Below are 22,385 nucleotides of genomic sequence, written 5' to 3'. Positions count from 1 at the left end.
TTATATAACTTCTTTAATCGCAGAAATTTGAGTGTAGAGGATAACGATGATCCCGCGATCGCTAGGCTGTATTACAAGTAAATTTTTTTGAGCGACTAATTCCCAGAGTTATAGATGAGAATCGTCGCTTAAGGAATAGACTCAATGTTATGGTAAAGCTATAAGCAAAAAATCTTCATAAACCAAACCTATGGCTATCATACCTACTGGTATGCCGAGCAATTTTTGCTATTTCAAAAGTTACCAGTAGGGAATTCGCTTTGAGCGAGACATAGCTTAAATGTTAAGTGCGATCGCGCTCAAATCAAGCAGCCTAAATCAATACATACAGTTAACAACTGGATGTTTTTTCACTCACTTTCCCCACAGAAACGGCAAGATGGCAGTTAACGCAAGCACAATGGAAAATCGAATTCTTTACGTTCGCCTTCCCTGTAACCCCATCTTTCCCATTGGGGTTGTCTACCTTAGCGATCATGTCCACAAACAGTTTTCTAATATTGAGCAGCGTATCTTTGATTTGGGATGCGTACCACCTTTAGACTATGCTCAAGCCTTAGAGCGCTGTATCGATGAATTTAAGCCTACACTGCTAGTATTTTCTTGGCGAGATATCCAAATATATGCCCCAGTGGGCGGTCGTGGTGGCAACCCGTTACAAAACGCTTTTGAATTCTACTACGCGAAGAATCCGCTGATAAAATTACGCGGGGCTTTGGGTGGCTTGCGAATTTTCATTGCTTACTACGTAGAGTTATGGCGCAATCTGGGATTAATTAAACGTGGCTTAAAACGCGCCCAGAGGTATGCGAAAACTGCGCGTGCAGTTGTTGGTGGTGGTGCAGTTAGCGTATTTTACGAACAGTTGGGTAAAAGCTTACCTGCAGGCACAATTATCTCTGTAGGTGAAGGAGAAACCCTCTTAACTAAATTTTTAAGTGGTAAAGAGTTTCGTGATGAACGCTGCTATGTAGTCGGAGAAGCGCAACCAAGACAGCGCTTAATTCACGAACAACCCACACCGCTAGAAAAGACTGCTTGTAACTACGACTATATCGAAACCATCTGGCCAGAATTTAACTATTATCTCCAAGGGCAAGACTTTTATATTGGTGTCCAAACCAAACGCGGATGTCCTCATAACTGCTGTTATTGCGTCTACACCGTAGTTGAAGGCAAACAGGTACGCATTAACCCAGCCGATGAAGTAGTAGCCGAGATACGTCAATTATACGATCGCGGTATTCGCAACTTCTGGTTTACCGATGCCCAATTCATCCCCGCCAGAAAATTTATCGATGATGCAGCAGAACTGTTACAAAAAATCGTCGATTCTGGGATGACAGATATCCATTGGGCAGCATACATCAGAGCCGACAATCTCACACCCGAATTGTGCGAATTGATGGCGAAAACTGGGATGAATTACTTTGAAATTGGAATTACCAGTGGTTCTCAAGAACTCGTGCGGAAAATGCGGATGGGGTACAACCTGCGTACTGTCTTGCAAAACTGTCGCGATTTAAAAGCTGCTGGTTTCAATGACTTAGTTTCCGTCAACTACTCCTTTAACGTTATTGACGAACGTCCCGAAACCATCCGCCAAACCATCGCCTATCACCGTGAACTCGAACGCATTTTTGGCGCAGATAAAGTTGAACCAGCCATTTTCTTTATTGGACTACAACCTCACACCCATTTAGAAGAATATGCCTTTAAACAAGGTATTCTCAAACCTGGGTATAATCCTATGAGCTTAATGCCGTGGACAGCCAAAAAACTCCTGTGGAATCCAGAACCCTTGGGTTCATTTTTTGGTGAAGTCTGCTTGCAAGCTTGGCAACAAAACCCCAACGATTTTGGACGTGAAGTTATGAAAATCTTGGAAGAGAAATTGGGTTGTGCTGATTTAGAAGCAGCACTATCTGCGCCAATGGAGAAAAACGACAAACAATTAGTAGGTGTTTAATTAAGCATCTGGGGTAGGCTTTTTGCCTACTCCAAATTTGAGACTCGCATCTTCAAAATCAACCCACAACCAAATAAGAAAATCTATCTTTCCCATGCCCCATTCCCAATGCCCCATGCCCCCTTCGGGTTCGCAGTCGCCTGCGGAGGGAAACCCTCCCGCAGCGCTGTCTCACCATTCCCAATTTACGTAAGCTAACTTTTGTATAAATATTCAGACTTTTGGTCTGTAGCGTAATTCATACAGCAAAAAGTAAACTGAAAAAGTTATAGACAAAATTAAAATTTTTTATCTTACGCCCACCTTCGCGGTTGATTTAAACAAACCCCATGTTAGAAGGCTCCATACTCCAACAATTAGAAAGTAATCATCGCCGTAGTGTTAGACCAATTCGCTTCGGAGTGTATTACAAAAATACCCTAGTTGCCTTGTGTCATGCCTTGGAAGACCATATTCTCAAAGATGATGGTCAGCCCTTAGTGATTACTGCCTTCCAACGAGGTAAATGGTATCTCCAAGAAGCAGAAAGATACGCAGACATCGCTCAAAAAAGCGGCCAAATTGTGATTATGGCTGCCTCCGATGCTGGTTTTGCGGAACATTCTACCAGCAAACTACCGAATGTAGACTTAGTAGCTTTAGATCCCACCGACCCTGTAGCTCAAGAGTGGCACTTAATTATTCTCTCGCCTAATTACACAGCAATGGTAATTTGTCAAGAATTATCAGAAGCTGATTATGGCAGTGGTGGGCTACCCGCATCAGACTTAGAGCGTAAATTTTATGGCTTATGGACATTTGAGCCAGAGTTAGTCAGAGAGACAGCAGAATTAGCGATCGCTCATATTAAACCATTAAACCCAGAACTAGCAGACAAATTAACTGCCTATAAAGATGCCATTAAGCCTAGTTTAGTGACACCAGAAGATTTGAGTGCAGTTGTTTCCCTTGTCGTTGATTACCTCCAGACTGGGCAGGAAAATTTACCCGTTCCCACAGCGCTACGTCAGCAAGTACTAGACAACAACTTGGTTTCTAATGAAATCCAAGCATTCTTGCGGATGGCACAATTAATAGATTTGGCAGATATTAATAACCCAATGGCTGCGGCGGAAGTCGTAGCCCTGTCCGAAACAGTAGGGCAATTATTAAATCTCCCTGCATGGCAAATTAAAAGATTGCGCCTAGCCGCTTTGTTGCACCGCATAGATCCTTTACAAAAAGCCGAAAGCGTTCTGGTGCCAGGTAGCTCTAGACGTTACCACGAAGAAGACTCCAATCGTCCCTTAAGCTGTCCCCTAGTACCCGGCGCACAAGTATTGCGAACCATGCCCAGGTTACGAGCAGTTGCTCAAATTATTACTCATCAAACTGAGTGGTGGGATGGTTCAGGAGAGCCAGCCGGTTTAGCTGGAGATGAAATTCCCCTAGAATCACGCATTTTAGCCTTAGTTGCAGACTTTCAATGGCGAGTCAATCAGAAAAAATCTCCCCAAATCAGCCGAGAGGAAATTTTTACTCAAGCTTTAGATGAGTGCAAACAACAATCAACCCGCTTTGACCCTAAACTTGTAGATACCCTAGCTTTGTTAGTCATGGGTTTGCAACAAGGATTAGACTTACCTTTAATAGAAACCAAAGTCAGTGCCGGAATGTGGCTAATTGATTCCCGTTGGGATAGTCACAGTAAGAGTAGTGAGGAGATTGGTAGTTACCCACAATGAATATTGAAGCTATTAAATTAGGAACTCTTAAACAACTCCCAGGAGCAAATTTAGAAGACGAGGAACTCTCTCAACTTGATTTAAGCCGCATCAATCTTGCAGGTGCTACCCTTGTAGGTGCCAATTTCACTGGTTCCAAATTTGAAGGTGGACATTTAGAAGGCGCAAATTTGATGGGAGCCAACCTCCAAGCCACCGACTTACGGGCAAACCTCATGGGAGCAAATTTGATGCAAGCAGATTTAACTGGTGCTGACTTGCGTGGTAGCAATTTGCGCGGTGCTAACTTTATGGGTGCGACACTCAGTGATGTGTCATTGACAGGTGCTTTTTTGAGTGGCGCTAATTTGATGAACGTCAATTTACAAGGCGTTGATTTACGCAGTGCTGACTTGCGCGGTGCTAACCTCACAGGAGCAAATCTCAAAGGTGCAGACTTAACCCGTGCTGATTTGCAAGGGGCGTTGTTAAGCGAAGCCAATCTCGAAGAAGCCGATTTGCGTGGAGCGAACTTAGCTGGAGCTAATTTTACTGGCGCAAATTTATTATGTGCTGAGTTAGAAGGTGCGAATTTAAACGGTGTGAATTTAGATAGGGCTTGCGTAGTAGGAACAGTTGTGGAGAGAGTTTAATCAGACTTAAGCATTGTGAGAATTTTCTCAGGTGAAGCAGGTGAAAAGTTGTGAGCCTAAATGATGTAATTAAGCTAGCAAAGCAACTTTCTAGTGTGGACAAGTTGCGATTAATTCAGGAAATTACCCCTGATTTAGAACGCGAATTAATGTATGGAGTGCCCATTCCGCGCAAATCATTGTGGGGTTTGTGTGCTGATTTAGGTTCAGCCCCCAGCACAGAGGAAATTGATGAATCCCGTAGCGAGGAATGGATCAACTTCCCACGGGAGGATATTTAATGCTGCGTGCTGTAGCTGATACCCATACAGTCATTTGGTACATTTTTGGCGATTCCCGGCTATCGACAACAGCAAAAGATATGATCGAGCAAATAGTATCTGATGGCGATCAAATTGCATTTGCTTCGATTACCTTAGCCGAGATTGTTTATTTAAGCGAGAAAGGACGCATTTCTGCACTAACGTTGGGAACGTTGGCTTGCAGCTGTTGATGCAAGGAATGCTGTATTAGTTGAAGTTCCTTTTGATCGTCATATTGCTCAAGCTTTATGTTTAGTTAATAGCACACAAGTACCAGATTTACCAGATCGCATTATTGCAGCTACAGCCTTATATCTCGGAGTTCCTGTGATTAGTAGGGACAGCAAGATTCAACTATCTAGTGTTCACACTATTTGGTGAAAGCAAATTTGTGGTTTTTCCTCGCATCCACAAAGCTAATATAGTCATAAATAAAACACCCATTGCACCTTGTAAAGGATTATTATTCACACCTGTAACCCAATCAGGAACTTGCCCAGAATATTTGATTAATCTCCCAATATTAATAATGTAATAGCCCCAAACTAAACCACCATGTAACCCAATTGGTAAACCAAGTCTGCCTCTACGCCAGCGCTTGCCCCATACCTGCGTTAATCCTAATAATACTAAAGCTGGAAATTGCGGCAGTGTATGAATAATTGCTGCTAAAGGCTTAATAAAGTGTAATCCAGCAAATACAATTGCATCTATCCATAAAGAAATATTTGGGTTGTAATTACGTTCCAATTCATTCAACAACCAACCTCGGAATAATAATTCCTCAGCAAAACCTACAGCGAAACCAACAATTAAACCTTCTAAAACAATTTTTAATAAAAAAACTTGCGGTTGTTGCCACACTAACCAACCAAAAGCACCTTGCAATCCAAATACTATCAATACAGTAATTAATCCAATCGCCAAACCACGCAGCCAATCTACACCGTTCTGACGAGAAATTTCTAAGCCATAATGCCGTAGTATTTGAGGTTCTTGATCAACATACTTACCCCATAACCGCAGTAGCAAAATAAATTCTACATATAGCAGTACCATTGTTAATATACTTTCTAAATTAGAATCATCCACTAGTAAGTATATTGGTGCAGCAACAGGCAACCATAGCAATAACAAAGCCAAAATAAAACAACCCAGCCTTATAGGGGCAGGGCGTTGAGCTAAATCGAGCAGGTTAATTTTCATGTAAAAACAGTCAACAGTTACAAGTCAACATTTTAAATTGAGACTCATAATTGATGACGTATGATTATTCATCAGGTTCAATAGTGCTACTCAAACCGTGACTTTTCAAAGTTTCACAGTAGAACTCAGCATGTTCCTGAGCGCAAGTAATCACTAAAGCTAGCCCGTTAGTATGGGCTTCCATCATAATGCTAATAGCCTGGGGCTGGGTGATGCTCGGCACTGTGGTCATTAGTACCTGTACCACGTACTCCATAGAGTTGTAGTCGTCATTATGGAGCAAAACGCGATACTGAGGCGCGAGCTTGCGGGTTGTGGAACGCTTCTCAATGGTTTCGACTGACACGGCTCTTGCTCTTTCTTGGTTGATTTACTACAACAGAGTATCTGTCTTGCGATCGCTTAACAGTTATTCACCTATTTTATAACATTTATATTCAGACTGAGTTTGATTGCGAAATCGAGGTCTAAAAAATTGTAGCTGTCATGGTATTACCTTCAGGTTGCAGCTGTAGCGCCATCTCAGTTTTACCATGAAGAAAACTACAATATTATTCCTGCTGCTTGAAGCTGCTTGATTATGGAGATAAGCCTGGAATTTCAATCAGGACAAATTGTTTCGTTAAAACATGGCGACAAGAATTTATATGCAGAAGTCATTCAAGTCGTGGTTTCGCGCCAGTTGTGCTGGGTACGTCCTTTAGTGCTGGTCGATTTTTTTACAGAACCGCCCCAAATCACTGACTTACGAGATGCATCCGATTTGCTATGGCCTGTAAATTTATTTCAACCGGCCTTAGACACAGAAGTCATTACAGTATTAAGTCAGGTTTTAGCGAAAGAACCCAAAACAGAACCTGACGCACTAGCCAAGCAGCAACTGCATCAGTTTATTCACTTAGTTTGGCAGGAAGGGGTTAGGGGCTAGGGGGATGAGGGAGTAGGGGAGAAACTCAAAAGTTCCATTACCAATTACCCATTACCAATGCCCAATGCCCAATGCCCAATGCCCTTATGCCTCATATCTAATCCCAGCATCTTTTAGGCGTTGAATTGCTTCATGCATTCGCTCATCCGTTATGGTTAAGGCAATCCGGAAAAAGCCTTCTCCAGATGTGCCATAACCATTACCTGGAGGCACAAGAATGCCGCATTTGTCAAGTAACAGGGTAACAAACTCTGTGGATGTATATCCTGGGGGAACTGGAACCCAAACGTAAAGAGTAGCTTGTGGAGGCTGAATTGGCCAGCCTAGAGATTGCAACCCTGTGACAATAATGTCTCGACGATTTTGGTAAACGCAGATGAGAGATTGTAATTCTGCTTCATTGGTAGAATAGGCTGCGATCGCACTTTGTTGAATTGCCTTAAATACCCCAGAATCGACGTTGCTTTTCACCTGGGTTAAGCCTTTAATCCCAATCGGATTCCCAACCGCAAAACCAATCCGCCAGCCTGTCATGTTGTAGGACTTAGACAGACTGTGAAACTCAATTGCTACATCCTTGGCACCTGGAACCTCTAGCACACTGGGGGGTTTGTAGCCATCGTATGCCATTTCTGAGTAAGCGTTGTCATGGCAGAGCAAAATATCATACTGCTTACAGAAAGCTACTAATTCTGCAAAAAAATCTAGTGTTGCTATTGCCCCCGTCGGATTATTAGGATAATTAATCCATAAAAGTTTCGTTTTATGGGCAATTTCCTCTGGAATCATATTCAAGTCAGGCAAAAATTTATTTTCTGCCTTCAGAGGCATTGTATAAGGCTCACCACCAGCAAATAATGTTGCAGTTCGGTACACTGGGTAACCAGGATCGGGTATGAGGGTATAGTCTCCTGTTTCGACAAAAGCTAAAAAGGTGTTATGAATCGCTTCTTTAGAACCAATCGAACAGACAACCTCTGTATTTGGATTTAAATCGGCCACACCAAACCGACGTTCCATCCATTTAGCGGCGGCTTCCCGAAATTCTTGAGTACCTTGATAGGGTGGATAGTTGTGAGTAGCAGCGTCATCTATCGCCTCATGCATTGCCTGGAGAATATGAGCCGGAGTTGGTTTATCTGGATCGCCGATCGCCAAATTGATGATATCAACTCCCTTAGCTTCAAGTTCATGCCGTTTGCGGTTAATTTCAGCGAACAGGTAGGGAGGAATTTTTTCTAGGCGTTTAGCGAACTGCATGGCGACTTACTACTAATGCAAATTTTTGATGCTCACTAGCACAGTTTACGCCAGAGTAGGTAACGAAATCTCCAACTCACGCCAAAATAACGCCAAGCTCAGGGCATTATGTTGGTATGGCTGCGGTGACAGACCAACACCAAAAGGTAAAAAATCAAGCTGCTTCAGAAATTCGTAGCCGTGGATATGCTGACCATTCGCGCTTTAACGCTTCCCTAGGTTAGGTTCAGGTAGCTTTAATTTTACCAAGCTGTACTATTTGTCAAGGCTACAGTCTTACAATTCTCGGAAATATTCTCAATTTATATAGCTCTAGATAGAGGCAAAAGCTACAATTCTCAGCGATTGTTGTTACTAACCTAAGCTAGGAACTAATTTAATTCGACCTGCATCCATCTCTGCCATTAATAACTCTAAAGCTTCATAATCAACGTCAGATATGTAACCCATTTCAGTTAATTCTGAATTGATTTCATTTTCAATTTCAGGAGTTAATTTTTTAATATAAAGGGCTTTTTCTACCAATTGACGAATAGCATGTCTAGTTCTCATAAAGACTTAGCCAATTTGTATTTGCTGTTAATTATCCAAGATAAAGTTTGGTATAAAAAGTGATCCAGATGCCCAACTCGATGTGATATAGATCACAAGTGTCTAGTAAAAGTACAACAAGATGAAAGCTAGTATCTGCGGCTGACAGGGTGAAGACTGGGGGCTTTTACTAGTAACCAAACGTTAATAGACATCATCCTTAGCTATAGATAAAATCAACAGTCTCAGCATAGCTACGGAGATTGATTTTGCTCTTGGAATTGCTATGTTGATTGTTTTTGAACTTGAGTGAAAAAAAAGTATATATACATACATTTTAACTAATAATTACAACAATCTTTAAATAGAGGTAGAAAACCTATAAAGATTTAGCAAAGAAACATAAGACAAATGGTCGATGTTATGAAAAAAAGTTTATGTTCAAATACATCTAAGCTTTAAGGTTCAATAACTTTAAATTAGGATTTCATTATGCAAGCGGTACTTAAATGTCCAAAAGTTACATTTATTCGTCCTCAAGGCTGCCTTAATGCCGCTAACGCTTTAGAATTTGAGCGGGATCTAACTACAGCGTTGACACAAGATGATACTTCGATCTTGTTAGTGGATTTGGCAGCAGTAGAATCATTAGACAGTGCCGGGTTAATGGCATTGGTCTCTGCGCTGAAACTGGCTGGGAGCTTAGGACGAAGTCTCCAGCTTGGCTCTGTGTCTCCGTCAATTAGAATTATTTTTGAATTAACACAACTCGATCAGGTATTTGAAATCGTTTAAGGTCGCCCTGATGTGCAGCAGCTTGACTTCACAATAATTAAGCAATGCTGCTGTTGAGGGTAACCGGGACAGACAACTTTGTAACAGAATTGTAAGTTGCGGTAAACAATTCTGTAGAAAGACCTAATCAATGCTAATGTTGGAGGTGAGTAGCTGTAATTAAGGTAGCTAGAAGATAGCACAGTGGCTGTTGCAGTTGAAAAGTTAATCACACCGGATATTTTAAAACCAGCGCGTTACTTAGGTAATGAGCGCCTAGCAGTACATAAACCTTGGGACACCGCATCAATACGTTGGGTGCTAACCTACCCGGAAGTATATGAAGTCGGAGCCTCCAACCTAGGACATATCATTCTCTATAACATCCTCAACGCCCAGCCGCGGCAGTTATGCGATCGCGCATACCTCCCTGGGACAGATCTGTCAGCTAAACTCCGAGCAACAAACACACCATTGTTTGCAGTAGAGTCGAAGCGATCGCTGACAGAATTTGACATTTTAGGGTTTAGTCTGAGTTACGAACTGGGAGCCACCAATATTTTAGAAATGTTGGATTTGGCAGGTATACCCCTTACCTGGGAAGAACGAGCAGCAGGTAATTACCCCCTGATTTTCGCGGGAGGGCAAACAGCAACCTCTAATCCAGAACCTTACACAGACTTCTTCGACTTTATTGCCCTCGGCGATGGCGAGGAACTACTGCCAGAAATTGGTTTAGTCTTGCAAGAAGGTAAACAAGCTCTTTTGAGCCGCAGGGAATTATTGCTGGACTTAGCTCAAATCCCAGGGGTATACGTTCCCCAGTTTTACCAAATGGCGGCAGATGGTTCAGTCAATCCTGTAGCGAACAATGTCCCCAAACGAATTCTCAGACGGGTAGCTACACCCATACCTGCTTATTCTATTGGGCTAGTGCCTTATGTCGAGACAGTACATGATCGCTTAACAATTGAAATTCGCCGTGGTTGCACTCGCGGTTGTCGTTTTTGTCAACCAGGAATGCTGACCCGTCCAGCGCGGGATGTCGCGCCAGATAAGGTAGTAGAAGCCATTGAACAGGGAATGCGGGCGACTGGTTACAATGAATTTTCCCTGCTGTCTCTAAGTTGTTCAGATTACTTATCCCTCCCAGCAGTAGGGATGGAAATTAAAAATCGTTTAAAAAATGAAAATATTACTCTGTCTCTTCCTAGCCAACGAGTAGACAGATTTGATGAAAATATTGCCAACATTCTAGGCGGAACCAGACAATCAGGGCTAACCTTTGCTCCAGAAGCCGGCACCCAAAGAATGCGGGACATTGTCAATAAGGGTTTGACCAATGAAGAACTGCTCAGGGGTGTAAAAACAGCTTGGGAGCAAGGCTGGGATAAAATCAAATTGTATTTTATGATCGGCTTACCAGGTGAGACAGATGCCGATGTCATTGGCATTGCCGAAACGGTGAGTTGGTTACAAAGAGAATGTCGCGGACAGGGCAGAAGACCGCTAAATTTTAACTTGACAATTTCTAACTTTACCCCTAAGCCCCATACACCATTCCAATGGCATTCAGTTTCTACCGCTGAATTTCAACGCAAGCAAAAGTTACTCAAACAAGAATTCCGCCGCATTAGAGGAGTAAAAGTAAATTTTACTGATGTGCGGCTGTCGGCAATGGAAGACTTTATAGGTAGAGGCGATCGCAGTTTAGGAAAAGTTCTCCGCCGCGCGTGGGAATTGGGTGCAGGTATGGATTCCTGGTATGAAAGTATGGACAAAGCGTTTGCAGCTTGGGGAAGCGCGATCGCGCAAGCAGGTTTAGACTGGAAATACCGCCAAGTGGAACAGGGTGAATGGAATTTATTTGCCACCACCCAAGAGCAAAGCAGTGAAGTTGGATTGTCTCCTTCCCTCGATGCTCCTCTCCCTTGGGATCACATTGATACAGGAATTGACAAAAAGTGGCTCAAAGAAGACCTACAAAGGGCCTTAGAAGCCGCGATCGTTCCTGATTGCTCTTTTGAGGGGTGTTCTCACTGTGGTGTCTGTGGCACCGATTTTGGACATAATATTGTCATTGAGCCACCAGCAGTCCCAGAATTTGCTGGGGAATTTGTACCAAATACCGCTAGAGTCCAACGCGTGCGAGTCTGGTTCGGTAAGCAAAAAGACATGGCTTTAGTCAGCCATTTAGATTTGATGCGTCTATTTGATAGAGTAGTGCGAAGAGCCAGCTTACCAGTCTCTTTTACAGGTGGTTTTCATCCCCATCCCCGGATTTCTGTGGCTAATGCTTTAGCTTTAGGAGCTACAAGCACAGGCGAAATTGTGGATTTTGAGCTAACTGTGCCAGTAGATGTCAAGACATTCCGAGCCAATTTAGCGAAGGAGTTACCCCCAGATATACCTATATATGATGTCAAGGAATTGGATTTAAAAGCTCCCGCAGCTAGCCAAATTATAGAAGCAGCAGAATATTTAATTACTGTTTCTGTTACAGGAGAAGCCACACCTGCACAATGGCAAAGCTGGATTGAGCAAATTCACACCAAAACAGAAATTCTCTGGGAACAAATTACCAAGTCCGGTAAACACCAAATCGTAAATCTGCGCGATCGCTTGTTGGAACTAGAGTTAGTCGCAACTAACACTAATCAACCAGAGCCTACAGCTACCTTGCGTTATCTAGGTATCTGTCGTCCCGATGGTGTGCTGTTGCGTCCCGAACAAATCCTGTTTATGCTAGAAAATGTAGCTCACACAGAATTTCATCTCTGGCATATCCAGCGCAATCGGCTCGTTTTGGGTATATAATCCGTCAAGGGCAACTGGCTAGTAGTTGCCCTGACATCATACATCGTGGGAATTGATTTTTGGCAAGGTTGCGTTAGAATGGGATGAAGAGAAATTTTCTGGCGCTGCATTGAATTAGCTGGTTCACAACCCTGATACTCAGGGAGCAAAGGCAAAGATATGAGAGTGCAACTTCTAGGATTTTATCCCGGATAAACTGAGGCAGGTTAAAGAACACACTCTCTCTATAGCTACCGTGTGAATCAGTAACTCACAATAGGCTCCGTCGGCAACTCTTCCTCTATGCTTTTTAAACAACTGCTGAATACCTAATCTTTCACTGGTGAAGGTATAGCATCAAAAATCAACCATAGATGGTTGATGTAATTGCTTAAACATATGCAGCCTTTCTGGAATAATCAGGCGTGTAAACGCAATCACAGTATCCATAGCTCTTTCACTGGGAGCTTAAATTCACAATTATTATTATCAGCTGCACCTTTTGGGGCTTGCAGGGGAGAGAGGCTAAAAAAACCTCCTTTACCCATCGGTGCAACGAATTTTTGAGGGAATTGAATGCCAAAGCAAATTATCATCGCGGAACAGCATCAAATTGCTGCTGTATTTTCGGAAGATCAAATACAAGAACTTGTTGTAGCCACCGGTCATCACCAAATTGGTGATATTTACTTAGGAGTGGTAGAAAATGTACTACCAGGTATTGATGCAGCTTTTGTAAATATTGGCGATCCAGAGCGTAACGGCTTTATTCACGTCACTGATTTGGGGCCGTTAAAGCTGAAGCGGACAGCCGCCGCAATCACAGAATTATTAGCACCACAACAAAAAGTGTTGGTGCAGGTAATGAAAGAGCCAACGGGCACAAAAGGGCCAAGGCTCACAGGTAATATCACTATGCCAGGACGCTACGTAGTCCTGATGCCCTATGGTAGAGGTGTAAATTTATCTCGGCGGATTAAAAGTGAAAGCGAGCGTAACCGTCTGCGGGCATTAGCAATTTTGATCAAACCCGCAGGTATGGGTTTATTAGTCCGCACAGAAGCCGAAGGTAAACCAGAAGAAGCAATTATCGAAGATTTAGAAGTATTGCAGAAACAGTGGGAAGCCATTCAACAAGAAGCACAATCCACCCGGGCCCCAGCATTGCTGAATCGAGATGATGACTTTATCCAACGCGTCTTGCGAGATATGTACGGCGCGGATGTGAATCGCATTGTAGTCGATTCTAGTACTGGTTTAAAACGCGTTAAGCAGTATTTACAAAACTGGAGTGGGGGTCAAACACCGCAGGGATTGTTAATTGACCATCATCGCGATCGCTCACCAATTTTAGAATACTTCCGGATTAACGCCGCGATTCGAGAAGCCCTCAAACCAAGAGTAGACTTACCTTCTGGTGGCTATATCATCATTGAGCCAACCGAAGCCTTAACAGTCATAGATGTTAACTCCGGCTCCTTTACACGTTCCGCAACAGCTAGAGAGACAGTACTGTGGACTAACTGCGAAGCCGCTACAGAAATTGCCCGACAGATGCGTCTGCGGAATATTGCTGGGGTGATCGTGGTCGATTTCATTGACATGGAATCACGACGCGATCAACTGCAAGTACTGGAGCATTTTAACAAAGCCCTGAAAGCAGACAAAGCTCGTCCCCAAATTGCTCAACTCACTGAACTGGGTTTAGTAGAACTCACCCGTAAGCGCCAAGGTCAAAATATTTACGAATTATTTGGTGAAACTTGCCCGACCTGTGGAGGTTTAGGGCATACTGTGCGTCTACCGGGAGAACTAGAAAGTAGATTGCCCACCATACCCACAGAAGTACCAGAACGCTTTATCCCTCTGCCGAATAGGGAACCAAGAGAGGCGCGAGAACCACGGGAAGCCAGAGAACCTCGTCAGCCAGTGGCCCGCATTCCCGATCCACGGGAGACCTACGATGGATTTGGCGATACATTTGATAACGATTCTGACTTGGGTGCCCTCAACTTAATCAATCATCCCAGCTATCAAGAACTGAGCGATCATAACAAGCGCCGCACCCGCACCCGTCGTAGTCGCATTGGTATTGGTGCGCCCAATGGCAAAGATGAAGGACGGATTGTCAACAATCCACTCGCTTTTGTCAACGACCCCGACTTAGACTTAGATGCTGATAATGAACTAGCGCCAGCACCAGAGATACCACCACCAAGCTTGAATAAACAAGGTTGGAGTGATCGAGGAGAACGGGCTAAAGTTACCAAAGTAGAACCAATCAAACCAGTGGTAGAACCACCGGAAATTAGAACTGTAGAAATGACCCATGAAGAACAAGATGTTTTTGCTTTGATGGGTGTTTCTCCCTTGGTGAAGTTGGATCGGGAAGTGAAAAATCCGAAATCAGTAATTATCAATATTGTGCAACCAGGACAACTTCCCACTACAGAATCTACCTCTGATTCTACCCCCACGGAAAAAGTCAGCACTGCTGTCAGCACCATCAAAGTACCGACATCACAACTTGAAGTAGAGCCAAAACCATCACCCCAACCAGTTATTGAATCACCAGGATTTACTGCGATCGCAGAAGAACCTGAAGCCACGGAATCTAATAGTACTGCTGCTAGCCGTCGCCGTCGTCGTCGCTCCTCGGCCATCGACGACAACAATGAAGACAGCTAACTGCCATGATGGTAGAGCCAGAGCAAACTGCCGCCAATCATAATTCTGCGATACCTCAAAGTGAACTGCTGTGGTTAGAATTGTCAACCTTAGCGGGTACTGCGGGCATAGCTGGTGTGGATGAAGTAGGGCGAGGTGCTTTGTTTGGCCCTGTAGTAGCAGCCGCCGTTATGCTACCAGAGTGTGCTTGGCCAGAATTGATGGCAGCTAAAATCAAAGATAGTAAAAAGCTGTCTAGCTCTCGCAGAAAGGAACTAGCACAGCAGATTTGTGCATTAGCAATAGACTGGAAAATTGGCTTCGCTTCCACTGCGGAAATTGACCAAATCAACATTTTGCAGGCAACACTGTTAGCAATGAAGCGGGCTGTGCTCAAACTGAAAGTACAGCCTGCACTGTGCTTAATAGATGGGAATCAGTCAGTAAAAGACTTGTTATTACCCCAACAAACAATAGTCAAAGGAGACGAGCGATCGCTCAATATTGCCGCCGCGAGTATTGTGGCTAAAGTTTGGCGTGATGAGCTAGTAGTGCGCTTGGCAACCAAGTATCCCATGTACGACTTAACAAGTAACAAGGGCTATGGTAGTCAAAAGCATTTACTAGCTCTACAAAAATACGGGCCTTCACCGTTGCACCGTAAGTCCTTTCGTTCTTGTCAAATTCAAAATTGAGGTTAAATAAAACGCAGAGACTCCTAGAGTAAATTTACTCCATATTTAATATGGGCAATTCTGCGCTATCTTCGTTCAGCTTTTGAACATTCGTTTGAGAAATTACCCAGCGACGATAATCGGCTAATAGCTGATGTAGTAGCCGCTGTTTTACCGTCAATAGCACACTCTTAAGTAAGCCATTACCAGTGGTTTCTAAAATTGGTTTGGGAGTAAAGCAAAATGGTGGTGGTAACTCTACCTGCACTTCTAAATCAGCTTTGCCTTGCAGGTATGTACCTGTACTGAGTTGTGATGGTGACAAGTAACCTTTTAAATTCAAAGCAAAACGTTGATTAATATACTCAACACCAAGAATTTCACAACCTACAGATCGCAAACAAATAGTGCCATTAGATTCTGCCCAGACTCTCATGTCTACAGTTGGTTGCAAACTAAGTGACATAAAAGTCAGAGGACGCATTTTTAACCGAAATACTTCTTCTGAAAGTTGCTGAATGCGATTATTGTCAACTAAAGCATGAACCAAACGTTGTGGTTGACGCAAATAGTGCTGAATAGGAATAGGCTGCTTTGGAACAGCAATTTCAACTGATTGAGAAGCCGTAAACCGGGTAGCCATGAGTAAATTAATATATATGTTGTTTAATTTTAATATTTTTTAATATATTAGATTGATTTTGAGATAAAGTCTCAGCTTTATTGATTATAAAAACTATTGTGACTCATAAACTATACATTATAAATAATAAAGTTAATAATTTGATGACTATCTTTAGTTAGAGAAATATATCAGTAATCATCAAAATTAATCATTGACAAATTAAGTATTGTATGCAGTTAAAAATCTGCCAATAATAAAATTTTGAGCAATTCTCTGAGGAATTAAAATACAGATTAATCAGCAGAATTTATTTCAGAAAATGGCTGTTAAAAATGTGTAGTTTACCTATCTGTAAACAAATCCAACTTGCACCTCAAAGCTAAAAAGATGACACTAGCGATCGCACATTTAGGGCCTCCCGGTACTTATGCAGAGCAAGCAGCTGTTTTTTATCTCAATTGGCTGGCTCAAACAACAGGAGTTGCAGCTACGTTACGTCCTTATCCCAGCATTGCTCAATCACTCCAAGCTGTTGCTCAAGGACAAACGCAGTTAGCAGTTGTGCCAGTGGAAAATTCCATAGAAGGCAGTGTCACCATGACAATGGATACATTGTGGCTATTGGATAGTTTGCAAATTCAGTTGGCTTTGATATTACCTATTGCCCATACCCTAATTTCCTGTGCCTCAGGTTTAGAGCAAATTAAAACTGTTTATTCTCACCAACAGGCGTTGGCTCAATGTCAAAGCTGGTTAGGGCAATTTCTGCCGACAGTACAGATAATTCCCAGCAATTCCACTACCGAAGCATTACAACTACTAAAGCAAGATTTAACAGCTGCGGCGATCGCATCTATGAGAGCAGCTGAACTCTATAACCTCCCAATACTAGCCACTGGTATCAACGATTATCCAGAAAACTGCACTCGCTTTTGGGTAATTAGTCAAGCTCAAACTGAGATTTCGCCACAGAAATATTCAACAACAAATACCCATACTTCCTTAGCTTTCAGCTTACCCGCTAATCTCCCAGGCGCACTTGTCAAACCCTTGCAAATATTTGCTCAACGAGAAATTAACCTCAGCCGCATTGAATCTCGCCCGACAAAGCGCTCTTTGGGAGAATATTTATTTTTTATGGATTTAGAAGCAGACCGCAATTCACCCAAAATGCAATCTGCTTTGGCAGAACTCAGCACCTACACAGAAATTTTAAAAATTTTTGGTAGCTACAGTATCCTACCGATTACAACTCTACAGTCAGTAGAATCCATTGATTAACTTATAATTTTTGATTAAAAGTGTCTTTAAGAACTGTACGAGCTGCCAAGTGATTGCGAGTAGAAGTCAAAATTTCCGATTCTCTTTCCAAGCGAGCTGCTGTATCACGCATTTCTAGCAATGACTGCTGTTCTGCGGCTACCCCATAAAGGTTACTGGCTACCCAATAAGATAACTCGGTAGGCAGATCGGGTACATCTTCTGGTAGTTCAATATTTTGTTCAGTTAACTTTGCTGAAAGACGCACAACATCTCGTAGCAGTTGTTCTACTTCAGAAGCTAAAGGTCGCAGATCTTTTGTTGGTGTTTGGTCTTCAAACCACTCAACCAAAGCCACTCGGTAGGGTTTTTCGCGAACATATTCTAAAACACGAAATCTTTGCTGACCTAAAGTTAACATTTTCATCCGGTTATCTGGCAATCGCTGGTAATGAATAATCTCTGCACAGCAACCCACATTAGCAATGGTACCTTTGACTGGATCGACCATCAAAACCCCAAACCTGCGATCGCTTTCAAGAATCGTATTCATCATGATTCTGTAGCGAAATTCAAAAATATGCAGGGGTAATGGTCTGCTAGGAAAAAGAACTACTTCAGGTAACGGGAACAGAGGTAGTTCGCGAACTGCAATTCTAGAAGAGGATGTCATAGTTACTCTGGTATAAATTTAATCGTTAAAATTTATGAGTCTCTGTTTCTCCCGTACAATGTTTACATTCTATCATTTGTTTTCAAGCTCAGAAAAAGCCCTGAGAGATATTTCTTCAGGGCTGTGTAAGTATTAATACAAAAGTGACTATCAAGCGTCGAAGGTCAATGGTGATTACACTTTTGACCATGCCAATTTTAGATTTGAAATTTGGAATTTTGGATTGTTTTTCATACAAGCCCCGCCTCTTTTGGGGCCACTCTCGTGGGCGAGTTTCTCACGCCAGTCCGAACCACAGGGAGCGACTGCGATCTTGGGGTTTCCCCAAGAGGAGCAAGTGGCGTGGTAACCCCCGCAAGCGGCTGGCTCAACTGCAGAGAAGTGGCGTGGCGGAACAAATCTAAAATCTAAAACCCAAAATCAAAAATTGTTTGACTTTTGACTTATAAAATTAAAGTTTTACTTCGATGTCCACACCAGATGGCAGATCTAGCTTCATCAGAGCATCAATAGTTTTAGAAGAAGGCTGATAAATGTCAATAATCCGGCGATGGGTGCGAGTTTCAAAGTGTTCGCGGGAATCTTTATCTACGTGAGGCGATCGCAATACACAATAAATCTTACGTTTTGTTGGTAAAGGAATAGGCCCGATAGCTGTGGCGTTAGTGCGGTTAGCGGTGTCTACAATCTTCTCGCAAGATGTATCCAATAAACGACGATCAAAAGCTTGTAAGCGGATTCTAATTTTCTGCTGCTGTAGAGTTGCCATCTTTAGTTTTCTAGGTTCTGATTATTTAAGGGACTTTAGGAGATTAGAGATTGGGGAGTGAGGAGTTGGTACTAGAGATAAAATCTCCATCCCTAATCCCTAATTCCCAATTGCTAATCACTTGAATTGAAGGAAGAGAAAGGAGCAGAGAGTTTGCTATCTCTGCTCCTTTTTAATTAAGTGAAAAGGTGCTATTTGACGATCTTAGAAACGACACCAGCACCGATGGTACGACCACCTTCACGAATCGCAAAGCGCATTCCCTGCTCAATTGCGATCGGGTTGATCAATTCTACAGTCATCTTGATGCGATCTCCTGGCATGACCATTTCTGCAGCGCTGCCATCATCAGCGGTGAAAGCTTGGATGGTACCAGTTACATCTGTTGTCCGTACATAGAACTGAGGACGGTAACCAGCAAAAAATGGGGTTTTCCGACCACCTTCTTTTTCTGTCAGAACGTACACTTCACCTTCAAATTGAGTATGAGGTGTAATAGAACCGGGTTTAGCTAGTACCATACCCCGTTCAATATCTGCCTTTTGGATACCGCGCAGTAATACACCTGCGTTATCACCAGCTAAACCTTCATCCAGACTCTTCTTGAACATTTCGATCCCGGTAACAGTGGTGTTGCGGGTGTCTCTAATGCCCACCAACTCTACCACATCACCAACCTTAACTTTACCGCGTTCAATCCGACCAGTAGCTACGGTACCACGACCAGTGATGGAGAATACGTCTTCTACAGCCATCAAGAAGGGTTGATCAACAGCCCGCTCTGGAGTGGGGATGTAGGAGTCTACAGCATCCATCAGTTCATAGATTTTATCTACCCACTTATTCTCACCACGCTGGGTCTTGGGGTTAGCAGTCATTGCTTCCAGTGCTTGTAGACCAGATCCTTTGATGATGGGAATGTCATCACCAGGGAAATCGTAGCTAGAAAGCAGTTCTCTGAGTTCTAGTTCTACTAGTTCTAGCAGTTCTGGGTCATCCATTAAGTCTTCTTTGTTCAAGAAGACAACCAAGCTGGGAACGCCTACCTGTTTTGCTAGCAGGATGTGTTCGCGGGTTTGGGGCATGGGTCCATCGGTAGCAGCTACTACTAGAATCGCTCCGTCCATTTGGGCTGCACCAGTGATCATGTTTTTCACATAGTCAGCATGTCCTGGACAGTCTACGTGAGCATAGTGGCGATTTTCGGTTTCATACTCAACGTGAGCGGTATTAATAGTAATACCCCGCGCCTTTTCTTCTGGTGCGTTGTCGATTTGGTCGTAGCCTTTAGCTACAGCTTGGCCAAGAGCTGCCAAGGTCATGGTGATGGCTGCTGTTAATGTTGTTTTACCGTGGTCAACGTGTCCAACAGTACCGATGTTAACGTGGGGTTTCTTCCTTTCAAACTTTGCGCGTGCCATGAATGCTCGTTTCCTTTTTTAATTAAGCGTTCCCTTTGCTTTTTGCAATGATTGCCTCAGCCACGTTGCGAGGCACTTCGTCGTAGTGGCTAAACTCCATTGAGAAGATGCCCCGACCCTGAGTCTTCGACCGGATATCGGTGGCGTAGCCAAACATTTCTGCCAATGGGACTTTAGCAGTCACTTTAGCAAGACCTTGCTCAGATCCCATACCCTCAATTTGCCCACGACGGGAATTGAGGTCACCCATGACATCGCCAAGGAAGTTTTCTGGAACTTCAACCTCGACTTTCATCATAGGCTCTAAAAGAACGGGCGCAGCTTTGTGAGCCGCTTCTTTCATCGCCATAGAGCCGGCGATTTTGAAAGCCATTTCTGAAGAGTCTACATCATGGTAAGAGCCATCAACCAAAGTAGCTTTCACATCAATGAGTGGATAGCCAGCTAAAATACCAGATTCGCAGCATTCTTTCATTCCTTGTTCTGCGGGGCCAACGTACTCTTTGGGTACGGAACCACCAACAATCTTAGAAACGAATTCAAAGCCGCTACCAGGTTCACCTGGTTCCAAATCGATCACAACGTGACCGTATTGACCTTTACCACCACTTTGGCGAATAAATTTACCTTCAACTCTGGTGACTGGTTTACGAATTGTTTCGCGGTAAGCTACTTGGGGTGCACCCACATTTGCTTCCACTTTAAATTCGCGTAACATCCGGTCTACGAGAATTTCCAGGTGTAGCTCTCCCATACCTGCAATCACTGTTTGGTTGGTTTCAGGATCGACGTGGACACGGAAAGTCGGGTCTTCTTCTGAGAGAGATTGCAGTGCCTTGGATAACTTATCCATGTCGTTCTTGGTTTTGGGTTCAACCGCCACCGAGATCACAGGCTCAGGAATGAATAGAGATTCCAGAATTACTGGTGATCCTTCATCAGTAATTGTGTCACCTGTTAAGGTATCTTTCAAACCCAAAGCTGCGCCTAAATCACCAGCCCGCATTTCTTCGACATCTTGTCGTTCGTCGGCTTTTAAAATAACTAAGCGGGAGATGCGTTCTTTCTTACCTTTAGTAGCGTTGAGAATGTAGCTACCCTTCTTCAGGACACCAGAATAAACGCGTACAAAGGTTAAGCGACCATATGGGTCAGCCATAATCTTGAAGGCCAGCGCTGATAAAGGTTCGTTATCATCAGCCCGACGTTCAACGGTATCACCATTAGGCAATGTACCTTGAATTGCTGGTACATCAATTGGTGCTGGCAAGTAATCTACAACTGCATCCAGCATTAGCTGTACGCCTTTGTTTTTAAATGCTGAACCGCAAAGCACTGGCACAATCGTACCTGCAATTGTTCCCTTTCGCAGAGCAGCCTGAATTTCTGCTTCTGTAAGTTCTTCACCCTCGAAGTACTTAGTCATCAGATCGTCATCAGTTTCTGCTACCGCTTCGATCAGTTTGGTGCGGTACTCTGCTGCTTGCTCTTGCAAGTCGGCGGGAATTTCAGTTTCCTGAATATCTGTTCCCTGATCGTTGTTGTAAATATAGGCACGCATCCGTACCAGGTCAACGATGCCTTTAAATTCGGTTTCACTACCAATTGGCAGTTGAATGGCAATAGCATTAGCTCGCAAGCGATCGCGCATTTGTTCGTGAACTCTATAGAAGTTCGCGCCTGTACGATCCATCTTGTTGATAAAGGCTATCCTCGGCACTTTATAGCGGTCTGCTTGCCGCCATACTGTCTCTGATTGGGGTTGTACGCCACCTACAGAACAGAACACGGCGATTACACCATCCAACACACGCATGGAGCGCTCAACTTCAATAGTGAAGTCAACGTGACCTGGAGTATCGATAATGTTTATTTGATGATCTTTCCAGCTGGTACTAATAGCAGCCGCGGTGATGGTGATTCCTCTCTCCCGCTCTTGCTCCATCCAGTCTGTGACGGCGGTTCCTTCATGGACTTCGCCAATCTTATGAATTATCCCAGAGTAAAACAATATTCTCTCTGTTGTTGTTGTCTTGCCCGCATCTATATGCGCCGCAATACCGATATTGCGTACTCTCTCTAGCGGGATCGTACGTGCCACAGTAGCCTCCTATAGTTTTTGCCTCATGATATCTTGTATATTACTCTTTGTTAAGATTCTATACTTTTACGGA

General features: G+C 43.3%; 20 protein-coding genes. 11 read left to right on the top strand and 9 right to left on the bottom strand.

Annotated elements, in window-relative coordinates; translation table 11 throughout:
- The first annotated feature begins 379 nt into the window (after positions 1 to 379).
- From HGR01_RS32460 to HGR01_RS32440, 5 genes are all read left to right on the top strand, one after another.
- Entirely contained in the window at positions 380 to 1,969 is a 1,590-nt protein-coding gene (locus tag HGR01_RS32460; RefSeq protein WP_045868154.1) for a photosystem II high light acclimation radical SAM protein, read from the top strand.
- A gap of 329 nt (positions 1,970 to 2,298) precedes the next feature.
- Positions 2,299 to 3,693 carry a DICT sensory domain-containing protein gene (locus tag HGR01_RS32455; protein WP_045868155.1) on the top strand — a complete coding sequence of 465 codons (1,395 nt, stop codon included), beginning with the start codon at positions 2,299 to 2,301 and terminating at the stop codon, positions 3,691 to 3,693.
- On the top strand, positions 3,690 to 4,325 hold the full coding sequence (locus HGR01_RS32450) for a pentapeptide repeat-containing protein (protein WP_045868156.1): 636 nt from the start codon (positions 3,690 to 3,692) through the stop codon (positions 4,323 to 4,325). The genes HGR01_RS32455 and HGR01_RS32450 overlap by 4 nt, the downstream gene beginning before the upstream one ends.
- 50 nt (positions 4,326 to 4,375) lie before the next feature.
- Entirely contained in the window at positions 4,376 to 4,606 is a 231-nt protein-coding gene (locus HGR01_RS32445) for a hypothetical protein (RefSeq protein WP_045868157.1), read from the top strand.
- A complete protein-coding gene (locus HGR01_RS32440) occupies positions 4,576 to 4,818 on the top strand; it encodes a type II toxin-antitoxin system VapC family toxin (protein ID WP_263419966.1) in 243 nt (80 codons plus the stop codon). Before HGR01_RS32445 ends, HGR01_RS32440 begins: the two co-directional genes overlap by 31 nt.
- Before the next feature lie 163 nt (positions 4,819 to 4,981).
- Here the strand turns inward: HGR01_RS32440 and HGR01_RS32435 are convergent, their stop codons facing one another.
- On the bottom strand, positions 4,982 to 5,833 hold the full coding sequence (locus HGR01_RS32435; protein ID WP_045868158.1) for a CPBP family intramembrane glutamic endopeptidase: 852 nt from the start codon (positions 5,831 to 5,833) through the stop codon (positions 4,982 to 4,984).
- 64 nt (positions 5,834 to 5,897) lie between these two features.
- The gene (gene clpS, locus HGR01_RS32430; protein WP_045868159.1) at positions 5,898 to 6,179 is read right to left on the bottom strand and encodes an ATP-dependent Clp protease adapter ClpS; all 282 of its coding nucleotides are present in this window, start codon (positions 6,177 to 6,179) and stop codon (positions 5,898 to 5,900) included.
- A gap of 234 nt (positions 6,180 to 6,413) precedes the next feature.
- Here clpS and HGR01_RS32425 point away from each other — a divergent pair, with 234 nt between their 5' ends.
- Positions 6,414 to 6,761, top strand: coding sequence for a hypothetical protein (locus HGR01_RS32425; protein WP_194007915.1), 348 nt, complete (start codon positions 6,414 to 6,416; stop codon positions 6,759 to 6,761).
- 84 nt (positions 6,762 to 6,845) lie between these two features.
- On the opposite strand, the gene HGR01_RS32420 is transcribed toward HGR01_RS32425, so the two are convergent.
- The gene (locus tag HGR01_RS32420; RefSeq protein WP_045868160.1) at positions 6,846 to 8,021 is read right to left on the bottom strand and encodes a pyridoxal phosphate-dependent aminotransferase; all 1,176 of its coding nucleotides are present in this window, start codon (positions 8,019 to 8,021) and stop codon (positions 6,846 to 6,848) included.
- Positions 8,022 to 8,375: 354 nt separating this feature from the next.
- Positions 8,376 to 8,573, bottom strand: coding sequence for a hypothetical protein (locus HGR01_RS32415; RefSeq protein ID WP_045868161.1), 198 nt, complete (start codon positions 8,571 to 8,573; stop codon positions 8,376 to 8,378).
- A gap of 471 nt (positions 8,574 to 9,044) precedes the next feature.
- Between HGR01_RS32415 and HGR01_RS32410 the strand changes: the two genes are divergently transcribed.
- The 4 genes from HGR01_RS32410 (at position 9,045) to HGR01_RS32395 (ending at position 15,484) form a co-directional block, all read left to right on the top strand.
- Positions 9,045 to 9,347: an STAS domain-containing protein gene (locus tag HGR01_RS32410; RefSeq protein WP_045868162.1), complete on the top strand. Its 303-nt coding sequence runs from the start codon at positions 9,045 to 9,047 to the stop codon at positions 9,345 to 9,347.
- 183 nt (positions 9,348 to 9,530) lie between these two features.
- Positions 9,531 to 12,143 carry a TIGR03960 family B12-binding radical SAM protein gene (locus HGR01_RS32405; RefSeq protein ID WP_045868163.1) on the top strand — a complete coding sequence of 871 codons (2,613 nt, stop codon included), beginning with the start codon at positions 9,531 to 9,533 and terminating at the stop codon, positions 12,141 to 12,143.
- Positions 12,144 to 12,698: 555 nt separating this feature from the next.
- A complete protein-coding gene (locus HGR01_RS32400) occupies positions 12,699 to 14,810 on the top strand; it encodes an Rne/Rng family ribonuclease (protein WP_045868164.1) in 2,112 nt (703 codons plus the stop codon).
- A gap of 8 nt (positions 14,811 to 14,818) precedes the next feature.
- Positions 14,819 to 15,484 (top strand): ribonuclease HII, encoded by a 666-nt coding sequence (locus tag HGR01_RS32395; RefSeq protein ID WP_045868165.1) that lies wholly within the window; start codon positions 14,819 to 14,821, stop codon positions 15,482 to 15,484.
- A gap of 34 nt (positions 15,485 to 15,518) precedes the next feature.
- Here HGR01_RS32395 and HGR01_RS32390 read toward each other — a convergent pair whose 3' ends face one another.
- On the bottom strand, positions 15,519 to 16,106 hold the full coding sequence (locus HGR01_RS32390) for a DUF1997 domain-containing protein (RefSeq protein WP_045868166.1): 588 nt from the start codon (positions 16,104 to 16,106) through the stop codon (positions 15,519 to 15,521).
- Between the two features lie 369 nt (positions 16,107 to 16,475).
- Here HGR01_RS32390 and pheA point away from each other — a divergent pair, with 369 nt between their 5' ends.
- Positions 16,476 to 17,369, top strand: coding sequence for a prephenate dehydratase (pheA, locus tag HGR01_RS32385; RefSeq protein WP_045868167.1), 894 nt, complete (start codon positions 16,476 to 16,478; stop codon positions 17,367 to 17,369).
- 1 nt (position 17,370) lies between these two features.
- Here pheA and HGR01_RS32380 read toward each other — a convergent pair whose 3' ends face one another.
- The 4 genes from HGR01_RS32380 to fusA all read right to left on the bottom strand — a co-directional run bounded on the left by HGR01_RS32380 (position 17,371) and on the right by fusA (position 22,312).
- Positions 17,371 to 18,021: an LON peptidase substrate-binding domain-containing protein gene (locus tag HGR01_RS32380; RefSeq protein WP_045868168.1), complete on the bottom strand. Its 651-nt coding sequence runs from the start codon at positions 18,019 to 18,021 to the stop codon at positions 17,371 to 17,373.
- Between the two features lie 451 nt (positions 18,022 to 18,472).
- Complete coding sequence (gene rpsJ, locus HGR01_RS32375) at positions 18,473 to 18,790, bottom strand: 30S ribosomal protein S10 (protein WP_010998474.1); 318 nt, start codon at positions 18,788 to 18,790, stop codon at positions 18,473 to 18,475.
- 191 nt (positions 18,791 to 18,981) lie between these two features.
- Positions 18,982 to 20,211: an elongation factor Tu gene (gene tuf / locus HGR01_RS32370; protein WP_045868169.1), complete on the bottom strand. Its 1,230-nt coding sequence runs from the start codon at positions 20,209 to 20,211 to the stop codon at positions 18,982 to 18,984.
- A 22-nt stretch (positions 20,212 to 20,233) separates the two neighbouring features.
- The gene (gene fusA, locus HGR01_RS32365) at positions 20,234 to 22,312 is read right to left on the bottom strand and encodes an elongation factor G (RefSeq protein ID WP_045868170.1); all 2,079 of its coding nucleotides are present in this window, start codon (positions 22,310 to 22,312) and stop codon (positions 20,234 to 20,236) included.
- Between the last annotated feature and the right edge of the window lie 73 nt (positions 22,313 to 22,385).

The sequence above is a fragment of the Tolypothrix sp. PCC 7712 genome, assembly GCF_025860405.1.
GTDB classification, from domain to species: domain Bacteria; phylum Cyanobacteriota; class Cyanobacteriia; order Cyanobacteriales; family Nostocaceae; genus Aulosira; species Aulosira diplosiphon.
This window is presented reverse-complemented; position numbering and strand designations above follow the sequence as displayed.

What these genes read in the sequence shown, in the direction of transcription:
- HGR01_RS32460 (WP_045868154.1), top strand. Translation starts at nt 380, where the DNA reads ATGGCAGTTAACGCAAGCACAATGGAAAATCGAATTCTTTACGTTCGC.
- HGR01_RS32455 (WP_045868155.1), top strand. Translation starts at nt 2,299, where the DNA reads ATGTTAGAAGGCTCCATACTCCAACAATTAGAAAGTAATCATCGCCGT.
- HGR01_RS32450 (WP_045868156.1), top strand. Translation starts at nt 3,690, where the DNA reads ATGAATATTGAAGCTATTAAATTAGGAACTCTTAAACAACTCCCAGGA.
- HGR01_RS32440 (WP_263419966.1), top strand. Translation starts at nt 4,576, where the DNA reads ATGGATCAACTTCCCACGGGAGGATATTTAATGCTGCGTGCTGTAGCT.
- HGR01_RS32435 (WP_045868158.1), bottom strand. Translation starts at nt 5,833, where the DNA reads ATGAAAATTAACCTGCTCGATTTAGCTCAACGCCCTGCCCCTATAAGG.
- HGR01_RS32425 (WP_194007915.1), top strand. Translation starts at nt 6,414, where the DNA reads ATGGAGATAAGCCTGGAATTTCAATCAGGACAAATTGTTTCGTTAAAA.
- HGR01_RS32420 (WP_045868160.1), bottom strand. Translation starts at nt 8,021, where the DNA reads ATGCAGTTCGCTAAACGCCTAGAAAAAATTCCTCCCTACCTGTTCGCT.
- HGR01_RS32415 (WP_045868161.1), bottom strand. Translation starts at nt 8,573, where the DNA reads ATGAGAACTAGACATGCTATTCGTCAATTGGTAGAAAAAGCCCTTTAT.
- HGR01_RS32410 (WP_045868162.1), top strand. Translation starts at nt 9,045, where the DNA reads ATGCAAGCGGTACTTAAATGTCCAAAAGTTACATTTATTCGTCCTCAA.
- HGR01_RS32400 (WP_045868164.1), top strand. Translation starts at nt 12,699, where the DNA reads ATGCCAAAGCAAATTATCATCGCGGAACAGCATCAAATTGCTGCTGTA.
- HGR01_RS32395 (WP_045868165.1), top strand. Translation starts at nt 14,819, where the DNA reads ATGGTAGAGCCAGAGCAAACTGCCGCCAATCATAATTCTGCGATACCT.
- HGR01_RS32390 (WP_045868166.1), bottom strand. Translation starts at nt 16,106, where the DNA reads ATGGCTACCCGGTTTACGGCTTCTCAATCAGTTGAAATTGCTGTTCCA.
- pheA (WP_045868167.1), top strand. Translation starts at nt 16,476, where the DNA reads ATGACACTAGCGATCGCACATTTAGGGCCTCCCGGTACTTATGCAGAG.
- HGR01_RS32380 (WP_045868168.1), bottom strand. Translation starts at nt 18,021, where the DNA reads ATGACATCCTCTTCTAGAATTGCAGTTCGCGAACTACCTCTGTTCCCG.
- rpsJ (WP_010998474.1), bottom strand. Translation starts at nt 18,790, where the DNA reads ATGGCAACTCTACAGCAGCAGAAAATTAGAATCCGCTTACAAGCTTTT.
- tuf (WP_045868169.1), bottom strand. Translation starts at nt 20,211, where the DNA reads ATGGCACGCGCAAAGTTTGAAAGGAAGAAACCCCACGTTAACATCGGT.